18 protein-coding genes are annotated in these 16,947 nt (G+C 52.3%); 7 read left to right on the forward strand and 11 right to left on the reverse strand.

The genetic code is table 11. The annotated features are described in order from the left end of the window. The first annotated feature begins 139 nt into the window (after positions 1-139). Entirely contained in the window at positions 140-1,576 is a 1,437-nt protein-coding gene (locus tag H0247_RS03585) for a DUF2867 domain-containing protein (protein WP_180741273.1), read from the forward strand. Here the strand turns inward: H0247_RS03585 and H0247_RS03590 are convergent. Next, a complete protein-coding gene (locus tag H0247_RS03590; RefSeq protein WP_219606583.1) occupies positions 1,573-2,400 on the reverse strand; it encodes an N-acetylmuramoyl-L-alanine amidase in 828 nt (275 codons plus the stop codon). The genes H0247_RS03585 and H0247_RS03590 overlap by 4 nt on opposite strands. 315 nt (positions 2,401-2,715) lie before the next feature. Here H0247_RS03590 and artP point away from each other — a divergent pair, with 315 nt between their 5' ends. From artP to artJ (H0247_RS03615), 5 genes are all read left to right on the forward strand, one after another. Next, a complete protein-coding gene (gene artP / locus H0247_RS03595) occupies positions 2,716-3,444 on the forward strand; it encodes an arginine ABC transporter ATP-binding protein ArtP (RefSeq protein WP_180741274.1) in 729 nt (242 codons plus the stop codon). 20 nt (positions 3,445-3,464) lie between these two features. Further along, entirely contained in the window at positions 3,465-4,196 is a 732-nt protein-coding gene (artJ, locus tag H0247_RS03600; RefSeq protein ID WP_180741275.1) for an arginine ABC transporter substrate-binding protein, read from the forward strand. An 11-nt stretch (positions 4,197-4,207) separates the two neighbouring features. After that, positions 4,208-4,924, forward strand: coding sequence for an arginine ABC transporter permease ArtQ (gene artQ / locus H0247_RS03605; RefSeq protein ID WP_180741276.1), 717 nt, complete (start codon positions 4,208-4,210; stop codon positions 4,922-4,924). Further along, the gene (gene artM / locus H0247_RS03610) at positions 4,924-5,592 is read left to right on the forward strand and encodes an arginine ABC transporter permease ArtM (RefSeq protein WP_180741277.1); all 669 of its coding nucleotides are present in this window, start codon (positions 4,924-4,926) and stop codon (positions 5,590-5,592) included. The genes artQ and artM overlap by 1 nt, the downstream gene beginning before the upstream one ends. A gap of 204 nt (positions 5,593-5,796) precedes the next feature. Further along, positions 5,797-6,528: an arginine ABC transporter substrate-binding protein gene (gene artJ, locus H0247_RS03615; protein WP_180741278.1), complete on the forward strand. Its 732-nt coding sequence runs from the start codon at positions 5,797-5,799 to the stop codon at positions 6,526-6,528. A 382-nt stretch (positions 6,529-6,910) separates the two neighbouring features. Here the strand turns inward: artJ (H0247_RS03615) and rlmC are convergent, their stop codons facing one another. The 9 genes from rlmC to nfsA all read right to left on the reverse strand — a co-directional run bounded on the left by rlmC (position 6,911) and on the right by nfsA (position 15,858). Next, the gene (gene rlmC / locus H0247_RS03620) at positions 6,911-8,038 is read right to left on the reverse strand and encodes a 23S rRNA (uracil(747)-C(5))-methyltransferase RlmC (RefSeq protein ID WP_180741279.1); all 1,128 of its coding nucleotides are present in this window, start codon (positions 8,036-8,038) and stop codon (positions 6,911-6,913) included. 127 nt (positions 8,039-8,165) lie between these two features. After that, on the reverse strand, positions 8,166-8,618 hold the full coding sequence (locus H0247_RS03625) for a YbjO family protein (RefSeq protein WP_180741280.1): 453 nt from the start codon (positions 8,616-8,618) through the stop codon (positions 8,166-8,168). A gap of 207 nt (positions 8,619-8,825) precedes the next feature. After that, positions 8,826-9,671 carry a putrescine ABC transporter permease PotI gene (potI, locus tag H0247_RS03630; protein WP_010277277.1) on the reverse strand — a complete coding sequence of 282 codons (846 nt, stop codon included), beginning with the start codon at positions 9,669-9,671 and terminating at the stop codon, positions 8,826-8,828. After that, on the reverse strand, positions 9,668-10,633 hold the full coding sequence (potH, locus tag H0247_RS03635; protein WP_180741281.1) for a putrescine ABC transporter permease PotH: 966 nt from the start codon (positions 10,631-10,633) through the stop codon (positions 9,668-9,670). Before potH ends, potI begins: the two co-directional genes overlap by 4 nt. A gap of 14 nt (positions 10,634-10,647) precedes the next feature. Further along, entirely contained in the window at positions 10,648-11,781 is a 1,134-nt protein-coding gene (gene potG, locus H0247_RS03640) for a putrescine ABC transporter ATP-binding subunit PotG (RefSeq protein WP_180741453.1), read from the reverse strand. A 203-nt stretch (positions 11,782-11,984) separates the two neighbouring features. After that, complete coding sequence (gene potF / locus H0247_RS03645) at positions 11,985-13,094, reverse strand: spermidine/putrescine ABC transporter substrate-binding protein PotF (protein WP_180741282.1); 1,110 nt, start codon at positions 13,092-13,094, stop codon at positions 11,985-11,987. A 358-nt stretch (positions 13,095-13,452) separates the two neighbouring features. After that, entirely contained in the window at positions 13,453-13,932 is a 480-nt protein-coding gene (locus tag H0247_RS03650) for a YbjN domain-containing protein (RefSeq protein ID WP_015839949.1), read from the reverse strand. Positions 13,933-14,210: 278 nt separating this feature from the next. Continuing rightward, positions 14,211-15,122 carry a 30S ribosomal protein S6--L-glutamate ligase gene (rimK, locus tag H0247_RS03655; protein WP_180741283.1) on the reverse strand — a complete coding sequence of 304 codons (912 nt, stop codon included), beginning with the start codon at positions 15,120-15,122 and terminating at the stop codon, positions 14,211-14,213. Positions 15,123-15,138: 16 nt separating this feature from the next. After that, a complete protein-coding gene (nfsA, locus tag H0247_RS03660) occupies positions 15,139-15,858 on the reverse strand; it encodes an oxygen-insensitive NADPH nitroreductase (RefSeq protein ID WP_180741284.1) in 720 nt (239 codons plus the stop codon). A gap of 279 nt (positions 15,859-16,137) precedes the next feature. On the opposite strand from nfsA, the gene H0247_RS03665 reads away from it, so the two are divergent. Further along, on the forward strand, positions 16,138-16,404 hold the full coding sequence (locus H0247_RS03665; RefSeq protein WP_180741285.1) for a GrxA family glutaredoxin: 267 nt from the start codon (positions 16,138-16,140) through the stop codon (positions 16,402-16,404). Positions 16,405-16,482: 78 nt separating this feature from the next. On the opposite strand, the gene H0247_RS03670 is transcribed toward H0247_RS03665, so the two are convergent. Further along, complete coding sequence (locus tag H0247_RS03670; RefSeq protein ID WP_180741286.1) at positions 16,483-16,854, reverse strand: inner membrane protein YbjM; 372 nt, start codon at positions 16,852-16,854, stop codon at positions 16,483-16,485. Positions 16,855-16,947 lie beyond the last annotated feature (93 nt).

Here is a 16,947-nt window from a genome sequence, read left to right on the forward strand (position 1 = left end):
CCTCGGCTATCGGACAGGTAGGCTTATCGTCAATTACCCCTTGTTATCGCAGACTTTTCGCTGTTTCCCCGTTTCCCCGTCACGAATTATTTAGGATATAGTAAGCCATGGTTATATTTTGCTGTGGAGCCGCTGGCACATGACATCCCCCTCTGCCCCGATCCTGATTCTGGGCGCAACTGGCTACATTGGCCGCCATTTAACCGAGCGCTTGAGCAAACAAGGCAATCGGGTTATCGCGGCGGGCCGGAATACCGAATCCCTTGCGTCACGGCATTGGCCGGGTGTTGACTGCCAACAGGTGGATCTGACCAAGCCAGAAAGCCTGCCTGATGGCCTGTGGGGCGCGGAAACACTCTATTATCTGGTGCACAGCATGGGCGATGGCGCGGACTTTGTGGCAAGGGAGCGAATGGTGGCAATGAATTTGTTGCTGGCTCTGGCCTCTAGTCGCGTAAAACAGATTATCTATTTGGGGTCGCTTCAGGCGAAGGATGACACCTCACCGCATATGCAGGCACGCCAGATTACCGGTGATATTCTGCGCAGCAGCGGTATTCCAGTAACGGAGCTGCGTGCGGGCATTATTATCGGCGCAGGCTCAGCGGCATTCGAGATCATGCGGGATATGGTCTATAACCTGCCGGTGCTAACGCCGCCGCGTTGGGTGCGATCTAAATCGTCCCCTATTGCGCTGGAAAACCTGCTGGTCTATCTCATCGACATCCTGCAACACCCTGCGACAGAAAACCGCATCATGGACGCCGCAGGCCCCGAATACATCAGCTATCAGACGATGTTTGAGCGTTTCATTCAAATTAGTGGCAAGCGCAGAGTGCTGATCCCCGTTCCGATGCCGACGCATCTGGTGTCTGTTTGGTTCTTGCATCTGGTGACCTCGGTTCCCCCTTCTATCGCCCGCGCGCTGATTCAGGGGCTAAAACATGATTTGCAGGCCGATGGCCGCGAACTTCAGGCGTTGATTCCACAAACGCTGATGAGCTTTGATGACGCCGTGCGCCTCACGCTGCAAAGCGAAATGGAGAGCGTACAGCAGGCCGACTGGGGCGATGACACTGAGGTTCGCGCACGCTGGAAGCCCAATTACGGTTTTTACCCCAAGCAGGCGGGTCATACGATGGAGACGACCGCCTCCAGTCAGGCGCTCTGGCAGGTCATCCAGCAGGTCGGAGGCAAGGAAGGCTATTTTTACGCGAATACGTTGTGGAATATTCGCGCCCGACTCGACGATCTTTGCGGTAACGGCGTCACGTATGGACGCCCCGAGCGCGCGACGCTGGAAGTGGGTGACAAGATTGACGGCTGGAAGGTTATCTCGATCAAGCCACAGCGTCAGTTGGTGCTGCTCTTCGGCATGAAAGCGCCGGGGCTGGGTAAACTCAACTTTACCATTACGGATAAAGGCACTCACCGAACCGTAGATGTCCGCGCCCGCTGGCACCCTTCCGGGTTCAACGGGCTGGTTTACTGGTTTCTGATGATGCCCGCTCACCTGTTTATCTTCCGTGGCATGGCGGCGCGTATTGCGAAATTGGCAGAGCAGGAAGCGATTTAGCGACTGCCGTATTTCTCCAGCAGCGCATCAACAATCGCTTCACTCTGCGCATCGGGTTGGCCTTGATAGTTCTCAGGACGGAAATGCATCTGGAAAGCGGCAATCACTTGCCGCTTCTCACGCGCGGTCATCGTTTCCTGCACCGCATAACCATAGCGCCCCAATTTTTCCAGCAGCACGACCTCATCCACCGGCTGTGTCGCGGGTCGTCCGTTCAAATAGAATGCTATCCGCTGTGCATCCGGCCAGGCACCGATTCCCGCCTGTGCCAGCGCCCGCCAGGGGAATAGCGGCCCGGGATCTTGTTTCCGCTGTGGGGCAATATCGCTGTGCGCGACAACATTCTGCGGGACAATCTGGTAGCGATCGACAATGTCACGGGCGAGTGCCGTCACCAGTTGAATCTGTGAGGCGGTGAACGGTTCCCACGTATAGCCCGTTAACGTGCGCTGATAGCCCATATTTTCGATCTCAATACCAATCGAGGAATGATTCAACCGGCTAAATCCACGCCAACTGCTGGCGCCCGCATGCCAGGCCGCCTGAGATTCCGGCACCAGTTGCCAGGCAAGCGGCTTGCCGCGCTGTAAGGGCGGATGTGCTGGAATGAGGTAATGCGCGCTGACGTGTTCATTCGTCAGAATATTCAGCGAGGAGGCAAAGTCTTCCGCCGTGTAGTGAATCACCAAAAAACGGATGCGAGATTCCTGCGCCCGCGACTGCAACGCCGTCTCCAGCACATAATTATTCTGTTCCTGCAACGAGGAGGTCGATTGGCACCCCGTCAACAGCCCCAGCGCTATGCAGACCATCCATTTAAACATCGTTATTCCACTATTCTTTGCTATTTGCGCTTTTCACTACATGCCTTCGCCAACCCACACGCGATCACTTACCCTCGCGCACAATTATTTGAAGCCATTCGCCGCTATCTGAGAAATTTTACTGTTACTGATTATCAACGTGCGGCACGGCTGGCAACCCACGATAAGAAAGCGTGGTTCCAAGCTATAGGCCGCTATTTTGTGCTATTATTTAATCAACAAATCGCTTATTGGCAAATTTTAACCCACGGTGATTGCATAACTATTCTGCCGACGTTAACATTTGCCGCATCAATGTCTATTCAATTCTTACGCATGAGTATTCAACTAAACGGCATTAACTGTTTCTACGGCACATACCAGGCGCTATTTGATATCACCCTCGATTGTCCTGCGGGTGAGACGCTGGTGCTTCTTGGCCCCAGCGGTGCGGGAAAGAGCTCGCTGATACGCGTTCTTAATCTGTTGGAAATGCCACGTTCTGGCACACTTTCCATCGCCGGTAATCAGTTTGATTTTCAGCGCACGCCATCCGACAGCGCAATCCGTGAGTTGCGTCAGAACGTCGGGATGGTGTTCCAGCAATACAATTTATGGCCGCATCTGACCGTAGCACAAAACCTGATTGAAGCGCCCTGCCGCGTGTTGGGGCTGAGTAAAGAAGAAGCTAAAGCGCGAGCGGATAAACTGCTGACGCGCCTGCGCCTCAATGACTTTGCCGATCGCTTCCCTCTTCATCTCTCTGGCGGACAGCAGCAGCGTGTCGCGATTGCCCGTGCGTTGATGATGGAACCTCAGGTTCTACTGTTTGATGAACCCACTGCCGCGCTGGATCCAGAAATTACCGCTCAGGTCGTCAACATCATCCGTGAATTGGCAGAAACTGGCATCACGCAGGTGATTGTGACCCACGAAGTCGAATTTGCCCGTAAAACGGCCAGTCGGGTAGTGTATATGGAAAACGGCCGCATCGTTGAGCAAGGGGATGCGACGCACTTTACCCAGCCGCAAACGCCTGAATTCGCTGGTTATTTGTCACATTGATTACTATCAGGAAAATGATAATGAAAAAATTGATTGTTGCAGCCTTATTCGCAGTGAGCGCCGTCTCTGCTAACGCCGCGGATACCATCCGTTTCGCGACAGAAGCCTCCTACCCTCCGTTCGAATTTGTTGATGCCAATAACCAGATTCAGGGTTTTGATATCGATCTGGCCAATGCACTGTGCAAAGAAATGCAGGCAAACTGCACGTTCAGCAACCAAGCTTTCGATAGCCTGATCCCTGGCCTGAAATTCCGTCGTTTCGAAGCGGTCATCGCGGGAATGGATATTACCCCTGAGCGCCAGCAGCAGGTGTCATTCACCCAACCTTACTATGACAACTCCGCGCAGTTTATTGCCCAGAAAGGAAAAGTGGCCGATATTGCCGCGCTGACCGGCAAACGCGTTGGTGTACAGAATGGTACGACCCATCAGAAATACCTGATGGAAAAGCATAGCGATATCAAAACCGTACCTTACGACAGCTACCAGAATGCCGTTTTGGACCTGAAAAATGGTCGTCTGGATGCCGTGTTCGGTGACACCGCCGTGGTTAACGAATGGCTGAAGCAGAACGATGCGCTGTCAACCGTGGGTCAGAAAGTGACGGATAAAGGTTACTTCGGTATCGGTCTGGGCATCGCTGTGCGCCAGAACAACGATGAGCTGCTGAAAAAATTCGACGATGCACTCAACAAAATCAAGCAGGATGGCACTTACGAGACCATCTACAAAAAATGGTTCCAGCAGTAATCTGACGCTCAATGATTGAATTTCAACCTCTTGCAAGCGCCGCTGGGATGACCGTCGGCCTTGCCGTTTGTGCACTGGTGCTCGGCCTTGTGCTGGCGATGCTGTTTGCCGTTTGGGAAACCGTCCGCTGGAAAGCCGTTAGCTGGACGGGAACCGCCGTCGTGACGCTGCTGCGCGGCCTGCCAGAAATTCTGGTCGTGCTGTTTATCTATTTCGGTTCGTCCCAACTGCTGCTGATGTTGGCAGACGGTTTTACCCTGAATCTCTTCATCGTGCAGATCCCAGTAAAACTGGATATCGGCATGTTTGAAATCAGCCCCTTCTTATGTGGCGTGATTGCGCTGGCATTGCTGTATGCCGCCTACGCTTCTCAAACGCTGCGCGGTGCCCTGAAAGCCGTTCCGCAAGGGCAATGGGAATCCGGTCAGGCGCTCGGGCTCAGTAAATCCGCGATCTTTTTCCGTCTGATCATGCCGCAGATGTGGCGCCATGCGTTGCCGGGATTAGGCAATCAGTGGCTGGTATTGCTGAAAGATACCGCGCTGGTGTCGCTGATTAGCGTTAATGATTTGATGCTGCAAACCAAAAGTATTGCGACACGGACACAGGAGCCTTTTACCTGGTACGTTGTCGCGGCCGCAATTTACTTGATTATCACGTTGTTAAGTCAGTATGTGCTGAAACGCATTGAACTGCGCACTACGCGTTTTGAGCGGAGACCTTCCTGATGCTCGCTTATTTACCTGAGCTATTAAAAGGTCTGCATACCAGCCTGATCCTAACGGCCGTCTCCATCGTCGTGGCGCTGGTGTTATCACTGCTGCTGACCGTCGTGCTGACGCTCAAAACCCCAGTCGTGTCCATGTTGGCGAAAGGCTACATTACGCTGTTCACCGGCACGCCGCTGCTGGTGCAAATCTTTCTGATTTACTACGGCCCTGGTCAATTTACCTCTATCCAGCAAATTCCTTGGCTGTGGAACCTGCTTTCACAGCCGTGGCTGTGTGCGATGGTGGCGCTGGCACTCAATAGCGCGGCCTATACTACGCAGCTGTTTTATGGTGCGGTAAAAGCGATTCCTGCCGGACAGTGGCAATCCTGTGCGGCGCTGGGAATGAATCAGAAGCAGACATTGCGTATTTTGTTGCCGTTCGCGTTTAAACGCGCGCTGTCTTCTTATTCAAATGAAGTGGTGCTGGTGTTTAAGAGCACGTCGCTGGCTTACACCATCACGCTGATGGAAGTCATGGGCTATAGCCAACTGATGTACGGCCGGACGTATGACGTGATGGTATTTGGTGCCGCTGGGATTATCTACCTTTGCGTCAATGGGTTGCTGACATTGTTGATGCGCTGGATTGAGCGCCGTTCACTGGTGTTTGAACGCCGTAACTGATGTTTTTCACACCGTACTGACTTACCTAAAAGCAGGCTTTGATAGCCTGCTTTTTTATGGACGATGATGTAAAAACACGCAACAAATCGACTCTTTAGTCATTTTAATTGCATATAAATTCAATCGATGGCATGGTAGTCGCCATAACGTCGGAACCCTTCCGCGCAAGCATATTTATCAATATAAGAAGAACAGGAGTAGGTAATGAAAAAATTAGTGCTCGCCACCTTACTGGCAGGAATCGCCTTCAGCGCCACCGCCGCAGACACCATCCGTTTTGCCTCATCAGCCACCTACCCACCGTTTGAATCACTGGATGCCAGCAACGACATCGTCGGTTTCGATATGGATCTGGCGAAAGCGCTGTGTAAGCAAATGCAGGCGACCTGTACGTTCACCAATCAGGCGTTTGACAGCCTGATTCCTGCGCTGAAATTCCGTCGCTATGACGCGGTGATTTCCGGTATGGACATCACGCCAGAACGCAGCAAGCAAGTGGCATTCACGCAGCCTTACTACGCCAACTCAGCCGTGGTTATCGCGCAAAAAGGGAAATTCAGCGACTTTGCCGCGATGAAGGGCAAACGCATTGGGATGGAAAACGGCACGACGCACCAGAAATACATGCACGACAAGCACCCAGAAGTACAAACTGTTTCTTATGATAGTTACCAGAATGCGGTACTGGATCTGAAAAATGGCCGTATTGATGGCGTATTCGGTGATACCGCTGTCGTCAACGAGTGGATCAAGGCGAGCCCTGAGCTGGCGACAGTTGGCGAACACGTGACTGACGCAGAATACTTCGGCACCGGATTGGGCATCGCCGTTCGTCCCGATGACAAAGCGCTACTGGAGAAGTTGAATAAAGCGCTGGATGCCATCAAAGCGGACGGCACTTATAAAACCATCAACGACAAGTGGTTCCCGCAATAAGGTTCCATCTGCTCGGTGCTATGTCTTATGAAATCATGCATATAACGCCGCTTTTTTGTCGTCCAGGCGTAAAAAATTGCGCTGAGGTGATCGTTACCGTCGAGTGAGCGGCAGGACGCCGCGAAAGACAGTGCCGCGTCGGGAACGCGTCACTGGCGGCTCGAAAAGCGGGAACGATCGCCGAAGGCACCGCGCAGCGGCGCAATTCGCGCCGAAAGCCAGTGGTCAAGGAGCTGCGGCAATTGAGCGCTCCTTGTCGGGCGTGTGATGAAATCATAGAAAGCACCAGAATTGACACGCCCGAAACTTTCATACTGTCGAACATGGATACAATAACGTAGTAAATTGCCACCAAGATATTTTCTATTACAGTCATCGCTTATCAAGCACGCTCCAGTAACGTCAGCACTTCGTAGTGCGCCGTATGCGGGAACATGTCGAACAGCTGTACGCGCAGCGCGCGGTAATTCGCCAGTTCAGTCATGTCTTTTGCCATGCTTTCAGCGTTACAGCTGGAATAGAGAATATAGTCCGGTGCCATGCGGCTCAGGTAAGCACATAATTCACTGCCGATACCGCGGCGTGGCGGGTTGACTAGCACCAGATCGGGGATTTCCGCTTTCCCTGTCGCGAACTGCGTGGAATCCAGCGCCTGAAACTCCACCTGTTTCAGCCCAAGCTGCTCCGCAGAACGACGCGCGCAGGCTATCGCCTCGGCGCTGATTTCAATGCCTGTCAAACGCATCTCGGGTGGCGCACAGTGCAGGCCAAACCCCCCAACTCCGCAAAACAGATCCCACATGCTGGTGATATTCAGCTCTGCAACCCAGTCGCGTGCTGTCGCATACAGCGCGGCCGCCACCTGTGGGTTCGTCTGGAAAAAACTTTGCGGACGGATATACAGCGGCACCTGATTGAACTGTTCGGCCAATGCGGCCGCCTCACTCAGGATAATTTCTGTTTTCCCTTCCATAATCGCCTGATGTACCGGCTGAATGTTGGCCGATATCACCTCAAGCTGCGGTAACTGCTGCCGTAGCCAAGGCAATGCGGCACGCAACTGCGCTAGCTTGGTTTCCGAACGTAAAACAAAACGCAGCATAAACGTACCGCGCTGCGTACTTTCCGTCAGCAGCAGATATTTCAGCTCCCCACGGCGTCGGGCCACGTTATAAGGCGTCAGCCCCGCTCGGGCGATGAAGACTTTAAGCACATCGAAAACCGGTGCGAAGCTGGATGGATAAAGCGGACAATCGCAGAGATCCACCGCTGTTCCATCACGATGCAGCATCCCCAGCAGCGGGCGTTCCACACTGCCGCTCACCACCATTTTGGCTTTATTACGAAAGGCAGACTGTTCAGAGGACTGCACCGGCAGCCAGCGCTGCACGGCGTGCGACTGTAGCAAACCTGCAAGATGCTGTTGCTTATCGGATAGTTGCTGTGGGTAGGCTTTTTCCAGCCATTGGCAGGAACGACAGGTTCCCGTACTGTAGCGGGCACAATGCATAAAAATCTAACTATTAAAAATAATACGGAATGAGAGGATTATACCACTCTGATGGCGTCACCCTGCGATCTTTCCGCGTGGTCATGGGCAACGCCAGCAGCCAGACTGGCTCAGGTAAGAGAAATGTCTATTTCTGGCGCAGAAAAAAACGCTTACTGCGCCATGGCAGAAACAGTAAAACAATCACCAGCAGATCTGGGATCTTTTGCAGCAGGAGCTGATGCAACACGGCAGCATTGTTCTCTCCTGAAATATGAAATATCGCAGGCATAAACTCACTGAACGATGCCAGTAGCAGATAACACACTACTGCGGTCTGACAGGCTACATAGCCCCATCGGCCCCAGTTCACACCGGCCAAAACGGCAAAGCCGCAGCGGATCTCAACGCCAACAACAACAAGTGATAACAGTAATACCAGCGTTGAATCCCAGGCTTCCGCGTTGCTGCCAATCCAGCCACTAAAATCGCTGAGCCCTAACTCCCACACCAGCAGCAGAATCCCCAAAAAACGCGTAGCAATAATCGCAATCCCCGCTACCATGACGGGTACCGGGGCATAAACTTTGCGTTGTGTCATTTCCTTCTTCATGTACAGAATTTCAACGTTCTCCCTTCATGCGGGTATTACCCGCCAAAAATACAGCATCAATATAACGTCTGATGCCAATATAAAGCTTGATAGTCATACAAAACTTGATTGCCATACAAAGCAACAACGCCCCCATACTCTGGCGGCGTTGCTGTAAATCTTCGCTAGGCTAACAAATTATGGTGAGAGATCGAATCAGCCGCGTCTCGCTTTTTGCATATCGCGATAGCGCTGCTTCTCTGCTCTTGCCATAAACCACCAAGCGATAAAACCAATAATACCAACGACTAACAATATCAGGGAAGCCAAGGCGTTAATTTGTGGATTAACGCCCATTCTAACGCTGGAGAACACCAGCATGGGCAGCGTTGTCGAGCCTGGCCCTGCTACGAAGCTGGCGATAACCAGATCGTCCAGCGACAGCGTAAACGCCAGTAGCCAGCCGGAAAGCAGTGCAGGGGCAATCATCGGTACCGTGATAATGAAGAACACCTTGAGCGGATTCGCGCCCAGATCCATCGCCGCCTCTTCAATAGAACGGTCAAGCTCACGCAGGCGCGCACTGATCACCACGGTGACATACGCGGTACAGAACGTGACGTGTGCCAGCCAGATGGTGAGCATCCCTCTTTCCGCTGGCCAGCCAATGGCATGCCCTAATGCCACAAACAGCAACAGCAGAGACAGGCCGGTAATCACATCTGGCATAACCAGCGGCGCCGTCAGCATAAAGGCAAATCCGTTGGAGCCACGGAAACGGCCAAAACGCACCATCACCACGGCGGCGATCGTGCCAAGAATCACCGCCATTGTGGCCGAGGCAGCCGCAATCGTCAGGCTCAGGAGTACCGCACTGATCATCGCCGTATTGTGGAACAATTCGACATACCAGCGTGCCGACCAGCCTGCCCAGACGGTAACCAGCTTAGAGCTGTTGAATGAGTAGATCACCAACATCAGCATCGGCGCATAGAGGAACGTAAAGCACAGCACCAAAATCACAATACGCCACGGTGAGCGAACAACAGGTAAATTATTCACGCTTCACTCTCCGCACTTTTGCTCTGATGTTTGTGGAACCAGATAATTGGCATAATCAACAGCAGCAGCATGACAACAGCAACGGCAGACGCCACCGGCCAATCGCGGTTATTGAAGAATTCCTGCCACAAAATACGGCCAATCATGATGCTATCGGGTCCGCCGAGCAGTTCTGGGATGACGTACTCTCCCACCGCAGGGATGAAGACCAGCATCGAACCCGCGATAATTCCGCCTTTTGTTAACGGAACAATCACGCTGAAGAAGGTTTTCAACGGCCGCGCGCCCAGATCCAACGACGCTTCGACTAGCGAATAGTCCAGCCGCATCAGAGCGGTATAGATCGGCAGCACCATAAACGGCAGATAGGAGTACACAACGCCAATATAAACCGCCAGATTGGTATGCAGAATGACCAGTGGTTCATCGATCACGCCCAGCCACAGCAGGAAGTTATTCAGAATTCCGTTGTTTTTCAGAATCCCCATCCAGGCGTAGACGCGAATCAGGAATGACGTCCACGATGGCAAAATCACCAGCAGTAACAGGATGTTGCGTGTTGACGGTTTACTATGAGCCACCGCCCAGGCCAGTGGGTAGCCGATAAGCAGACAGCACAGCGTCGACACGGCAGCAACCTGAAGCGATTGCATATAGGCATCGAAATACAGCGGGTCGTCCAACAAATGCAGGTAATTCCCAAGATTCAAGGAAACATCCAGCTTGTCGTCCATCCAGGAAACCAGATCGGTATACGGTGGGATCGCCCGTGCCATCTCTGCCAGGCTGATTTTGAACACGATCAGGAACGGCAGCATGAACAGCAGCAGCAGCCACAGATACGGCAGCGCGATGACGAGCTTACGTCCGTGCTTTTGACGCCAGCGCGCCATCAGCACACGGAGCCAGAGTCTGGCCTTGCCCGGTGGTTCCGCCGTGCTATGTTCGGGAAATAAAGTCATGGCATTCTTCCTCGCTACACCGTCAAAACCACACAGCTATCCGCATCCCAACACAACCGAACCTCATCTCCCCAGGTCGGCGCGCCTTTGCGATAGCGGTAAGCATTTTGTAATTGTGCGCTGATGGTCTGCCCGCTGTTGAGCCTGACGTGGTAAATCGACAGGTCGCCCAGATAGGCGATATGCACCACTTCCCCTACCGCGAAGTTACAGCCGTCAGCAGGAACCTCTTCACACAGCATGATTTTCTCTGGGCGCAACGCGATGTAGACCGGAACGCCATCCACCACCGAGACATCCGAATCCACCTTCAGCGGGTGCACCAGTCCAGGGCTTTTGATGATCAGCGCATCGTCCTGACGTTCCTGCAAGATCCCTTCAAACATATTGACCGAGCCGATAAACTCCGCGCTGAAACGCGTGTTCGGGTGCTCATAGATCTCTTCCGGCTCGCCAATCTGGACGAATTTGCCGCGGTTCATAATGGCGATACGACCCGCCATGGTCATGGCTTCTTCCTGATCGTGCGTTACCATCACGCAGGTCACGCCCACGCGTTCCAAAATATCGACAACTTCGAGCTGCATGCGGTCACGCAATTTTTTGTCCAGCGCGCCCATCGGTTCGTCAAGCAGCAGCAATTTAGGGCGCTTCGCCAGACTACGAGCCAGCGCAACACGCTGGCGTTGACCACCAGAAAGCTGGTGCGGTTTACGATTGGCGAATTCTTGCATATGCACCAACGACAGCATCTCTTCCACACGGTCTTTAATTTCAGCGCGCGGTAGCTTGTCCTGCTTCAGGCCAAACGCGATATTCTTTTCCACCGTCATGTGTGGGAACAGCGCATAAGACTGGAACATCATATTGATAGGGCGCTGGTAAGGCGGCACCAGTGACAAATCCTGACCATCCAGAAAAATCTGCCCCTGCGTGGGGAGCTCAAAACCCGCCAGCATGCGCAGCAACGTGGATTTCCCACAGCCAGATGCACCCAGCAGAGCAAAAATTTCGCCTTTATAAATCGTCAGACTGACATCATCGACGGCGACCTGACCATCGAACGACTTCGTCAGGTTGCGCACTTCCAGCAGCGGCGTCGCCGCTTTTTGAGGTTTTGATTGAGGGCGGGGGATCGCGTCATTCACTTCGCATTGCTCTCCGGCAAAAGCAGAACAAGCCACACCACCAATGCCGCCATTCGGCACTTTTTACATTCAGCGGTGTGACACAATATAGAGCGCGAACAGGCGGGTTATCCGCCTGTTCGCCACATTTTACACCCATCCATTATCGGGTTGCCGCAACCAGCAACCGTCAAGCTCTTGGGCAACTACCCAGATCCAAGAGGCTATTTGCCGCTTTTAACCTTAGTCCATGCACGCGTACGCGTACGATCAATCTGAGGAGATTGCACCTTAAGCGTAAACAGTTTGGCACGCACATCCGCCGGCGGATAAACGCCTGGGTTGTTACGAATCTCTGCGTTCACCAACGGCAAGGAGGCCAGATTACCGCTCGCGTAATACACATGGTTACTGATTCCCGCCATCACTTCCGGTTTCATCAGGTAATCCAGAAACGCATAGGCTTCATCCAGATTTTTAGCATCTTTCGGAATGGCGAGAACGTCAAAGAATGCCAACGCGCCTTCTTTCGGAATGCTGTACTGGATATTCACGCCGTTCTTCGCTTCTTTCGCACGGTTTCCTGCCTGCAGGATGTCGCCCGCCCAGCCGACTGCGACGCAGATATCGCCGTTTGCCAGGTCGTTGATGTACTGCGATGAATGGAAGTAGCGAATGCTCGGACGCAGTTTCAGCAGCAGGTCGGTCGCAGACGTGGTGTAATCACCCGGTTTGGTGCTGTTTGGATCTTTACCCTGATAATTCAGCACGGTTGCAAAGATCTCTTCCGGTGCATCCAGGAAGGAGACGCCGCAGCTTTTCAGTTTCTCTAGGTTCTCTGGTTTTAGAACCAGATCCCAGCTGTTAACCGGTGCATCAGCACCCAGCGCGGCTTTGACTTTCTCAACGTTATAACCGATACCCGTGGTCGCCCACAGGTAAGGCAGGGCATATTTATTCTCTGGATCATGCTGAGCAATCAGCTTCATCAGATCAGGATCCAGATTTTTGTAATTCGGTAACTTGCTCTTGTCTAATGGCTGAAAGACTCCCGCAGAGAGCTGGCGCTCCAGGAAGCTGGCAGAAGGCACTACCAGATCAAAACCCGTACTGCCTGCCATGAGCTTGCCTTCCAACACTTCGTTGGAATCAAACACGTCATAGACGACTTTAATGCCGGTTTCTTTCTGGAAATTGGCTAACGTGTCCGGCGCGATATAATCGGACCAGTTATAAACATGCAGCGTTTTCTCTTCCGCAGATGCGGTGACGGACGCGGCCATCAGCAAGCCGGTAACAACACCCGATAGCCATTTTTTACGTTGGGTGAACATCCGTTCCTTCCTCCATATAAGGGGGTGATTCATGGAAATAAGCCTGTATCGTTCCGATACAAAATATGTCCTGCCGCGCTATCCAATCGGTGAATGTGTATGCACCGATTTTTATTCGCTCAAACACAGGCGCTGTCTGTGTCTTACAGAAATAAAGCATAACCCCACAACATCCTGTGCACCATACTTGAACGTAAAAAATGGGTTTTAACGATTATTTATTCACATTTTATCGATGTGATGAAGGTGTTTAGCAGCAAACAAAGAGAAATATTTGGCAATAATGCGAAATAGCCAGAATAAATGTCGGCAAGAGAAAAATAAGTAAAACCAATTGCTGCCTTTGGCAGCAACCGTATCAATGCAGATGTGAGGTTGTGACTCTAACAGCAGAGCCCTCTTCTTCCTCGCCAATAAACAGCAGATTATTAGCACCGGCCTCGAGGATCACCATTGAGATCTGTTCTTCGGACTGCTGCATGAAATGTCGGAACTGTTCCAGCGTCATACCAGCGGCAACGCTGAATGACTGGCAGACAATCAGTTTCGGCAGATTATCGTCCTGAACGTCAATAAACGCCTTGACGGTCAACGAGCTGGCATTGATTTGGCTCAGATCACCAACCAGAGGAATCAACGCGCTGGGCTTCACTTCTGCAAGGGCAGAAAACAGAATCACGTTATCTACCAGATCAACTTTCGCATCAAACACGCCATCAAAATTTTGCATATGAGGAAGATGAAGCGCCTGACAGGAATCACATTCGAAATACAGAATATTCAGTTGGTCCAGCCACCGCCGTAGCATAGCCAAATCCGGGACGATGAGTGAATCCATCATGTTTGCCTCATACCTGTCGCCGTAAAAACAGCGTTGTTGAAAAGAAAACACCGCGCACACCTGAGCGATGTTAAAACGTAAACCAGAAGCTGCCGTAACGAGAGAAACATCGTTAAAAACGGCCCATAGCTTACGGAATATTGCACGCCGATGCCATGATAAAAGCGCGCCATCACCCGCATTCCTTGTTCGGTTGCGCGATAGCGCACGCTGCACGATACCCACACGTCAATGGGGAACGCCGTATTTTACGGCGCCCCCCCTGTTTCAGAAAGCTAACTTTTACTTATGGTTGCCGATGTTGCGAAGCGCCTCTGAGTATTTTGTTCAATAAACTCAATCATCATGCCAGCAATATCGAACCCAGTCGTCGTTTCAATCCCTTCCAACCCCGGTGAGGCGTTGACTTCCATCACCAGCGGCCCCCGCTCGGCGCGTAAAATATCAACGCCTGCGACATTCAGCCCCAGAGTTTTCGTCGCCTTGATGGCAATCGCACGCTCCTGTGCCGTAATTTTCACGTTATTCGCCGAGCCACCGCGATGCAGGTTTGAGCGGAATTCCCCCGCTTTCGCCTGCCGTTCAATCGCCGCAACAACCCGATTACCGATCACAAGACAGCGGATATCTTTACCCTGTGCTTCACGTACATATTCCTGCACCAGAATATGCGCATTCAACCCGCGAAAGGCATCGATCACGCTTTCCGCTGCCTGACGCGTCTCGGCCAATACCACACCAATCCCCTGCGTACCTTCCACCAGTTTAACGACCAGCGGCGCGCCACCTACCATCGCGATCAGGTCCCCGGTATCATCCGGTGAGTGGGCAAAACCGGTAATCGGCAGATCAATGCCTTCACGGGCAAGTAGCTGTAGCGAATGCAGTTTGTCGCGGGCGCGAATGACCGCCACAGCGTTATTCAGCGGGTAGCTTCCCAGCATTTCAAACTGACGCAATACCGCCGTGCCGTAAAACGTAATCTGTGAACCAATGCGCGGAATCACCGCGTCATATTTATCCAGCCGACGTCCACGGTAATGCACCGATGGCGCCGCCGAATTGATATTCATGTAACAGGAAAGTGGATCAATAATCTCAACGCTGTGCTTGCGCGCCTCAGCCGCTTCACGCAGACGTTTGCAGGAATATAACGCCCCATCACGAGACAGAATGGCTATCTTCATAAATATCCTACAGATACTAGCGTATCGCCCATCCTTGTTGATGTAAGTAGTCCAGCATGAATGGACGTAACTCTTTTTTCAGCGTCCGTTCAACGTGCTCACTCCAGCTTTCGCAGCGGCTACCGGTACGTTGCAGATAATATTCCACCATTTGCTGATCGTATTGCGCCAGCACATCGCGATCGAGCGGCTGATAGACATTTTCATGCAGCATCATGGCGGTTGGCATACGCGGTTTCAGCATCGGTTCCGCATCCGGGTACCCCAGACACAGGCCAAACAATGGCATAACCAACGGCGGCAATTGCAGCAATTGTGTCACATCAGCAATTCGATTACGGATTCCGCCGATAAATACGCCCCCCAACCCCAGCGACTCTGCGGCGACCAGCGCATTCTGTGCCATGAGGGCGGTATCGACACAGCCAATCAGCAGTTGCTCGGCCAGCCCAGTTTCAGCCTGTGGAAAGATCTCCACATGGCGGTGGAAATCGGCACAAAAAACCCAAAATTCTGCCGCTTGCGCCACATAACCTTGCTCGCCGGTATAGTGAACCAGCGTTTCACGCACGGCAGGATCGGTGATACGGATAATGGCGCTGCATTGTAAAAAGCTGGAGCTGGAGGCGCTTTGTGCGGAGGTAATAATGGCGTGGCGTTGCTCATCCGTCACTACCTGAGACGTAAACGCGCGAATAGAACGGTGGCGCTGTAGCAAATCAATGGTTGGTGTCACACTGGCATCCTTCAGTCGGTAACGTACATCGTACATGCAGTTTGAAGGGAGTATATCGTAGCTCAGGTGGAGGCTGCATTACCCCACAGCCTAATCGGTATAGCAAATCGTTGTAACAGGTAATGACGACTTTTTTTCATCAATGTATACAGGCATAGTAGCGTAATTCGCAGTAACCTCATTAACCGTAACACGTTTAGTCGTGGCCTTGTCTACAACAGACGTCACGCTATGCGTTTCAAGAATGAGAACATTTTCTAATTTTACAAAGGAGTTTACATGTTCGCTGTAATTTTCGGGCGTCCCGCTTGCCCTTATTGTGTACGTGCGAAAGAACTGGCAGAAAAATTGTCCGAGCAACGTGATGACTTCAGCTTCCGCTATGTCGACATCCATGCAGAAGGCATCACGAAAGAAGATCTGTCCAAGACGGTAGGAAAGCCGGTTGAAACCGTGCCGCAGATTTTCCTCGATGAAAAGCACATCGGCGGCTGCACCGATTTTGAAGCCTACGCCAAAGCGCATCTGGCTCTGTTCCAGTCATAATCATCAAACTGACAAAATAAGCGCGGCGAAAGTCCGCGCTTTTTTATGGCGATGCGTTTATGGTGACGAAATAGGCAGTTAGCGAAGATAGCGTCGATAAAGACCGCGTAAACACAGCACACCTAGCGCCCCCAGCACACACCAAAAGACCGCACTCATCACGTAGGCCAACTCTTGCCAGAAAGAGCGCATCGGCGTATTCCAGAGGTGAAGTACCAGTAAGCATACGGGCATCGCCGCCAGCGCGCCACACAGCGGGTAAAGCAAGCGGCCTCGCGCGGAAAGAAAACAGGCTATCATGCCGGGTAGCAGAAAAAGCAGCATCCCCGGACTGCCACGCAGCCCATCATGCACCGCGACATCCGAGACCTCAATTTTTTGGCTCAGGAATACTACGGTGAACAAGAGAAAACAGCAGGTCGCGCCCACCCAACCTTTATTTTTTGCCATAAATCGCCCTCTTTCAATATGCCTCCCACCCTGCATCAACCAGATACCGAAACATGAGAGAAAACATGCGGTATGGTAAAGTTGACGGGTCTC

This window comes from Pectobacterium sp. CFBP8739 (assembly GCF_013449375.1).
Classification (GTDB): domain Bacteria; phylum Pseudomonadota; class Gammaproteobacteria; order Enterobacterales; family Enterobacteriaceae; genus Pectobacterium.

Bases quoted from the DNA above. Each gene is read 5' to 3' on its own strand.
- H0247_RS03585 (WP_180741273.1), top strand. From the start codon at position 140: ATGACATCCCCCTCTGCCCCGATCCTGATTCTGGGCGCAACTGGCTAC.
- H0247_RS03590 (WP_219606583.1), bottom strand. From the start codon at position 2,400: ATGTTTAAATGGATGGTCTGCATAGCGCTGGGGCTGTTGACGGGGTGC.
- artP (WP_180741274.1), top strand. From the start codon at position 2,716: ATGAGTATTCAACTAAACGGCATTAACTGTTTCTACGGCACATACCAG.
- artJ (WP_180741275.1), top strand. From the start codon at position 3,465: ATGAAAAAATTGATTGTTGCAGCCTTATTCGCAGTGAGCGCCGTCTCT.
- artQ (WP_180741276.1), top strand. From the start codon at position 4,208: ATGATTGAATTTCAACCTCTTGCAAGCGCCGCTGGGATGACCGTCGGC.
- artM (WP_180741277.1), top strand. From the start codon at position 4,924: ATGCTCGCTTATTTACCTGAGCTATTAAAAGGTCTGCATACCAGCCTG.
- artJ (WP_180741278.1), top strand. From the start codon at position 5,797: ATGAAAAAATTAGTGCTCGCCACCTTACTGGCAGGAATCGCCTTCAGC.
- rlmC (WP_180741279.1), bottom strand. From the start codon at position 8,038: ATGCATTGTGCCCGCTACAGTACGGGAACCTGTCGTTCCTGCCAATGG.
- H0247_RS03625 (WP_180741280.1), bottom strand. From the start codon at position 8,618: ATGACACAACGCAAAGTTTATGCCCCGGTACCCGTCATGGTAGCGGGG.
- potH (WP_180741281.1), bottom strand. From the start codon at position 10,633: ATGACTTTATTTCCCGAACATAGCACGGCGGAACCACCGGGCAAGGCC.
- potF (WP_180741282.1), bottom strand. From the start codon at position 13,094: ATGTTCACCCAACGTAAAAAATGGCTATCGGGTGTTGTTACCGGCTTG.
- H0247_RS03650 (WP_015839949.1), bottom strand. From the start codon at position 13,932: ATGGATTCACTCATCGTCCCGGATTTGGCTATGCTACGGCGGTGGCTG.
- rimK (WP_180741283.1), bottom strand. From the start codon at position 15,122: ATGAAGATAGCCATTCTGTCTCGTGATGGGGCGTTATATTCCTGCAAA.
- H0247_RS03665 (WP_180741285.1), top strand. From the start codon at position 16,138: ATGTTCGCTGTAATTTTCGGGCGTCCCGCTTGCCCTTATTGTGTACGT.
- H0247_RS03670 (WP_180741286.1), bottom strand. From the start codon at position 16,854: ATGGCAAAAAATAAAGGTTGGGTGGGCGCGACCTGCTGTTTTCTCTTG.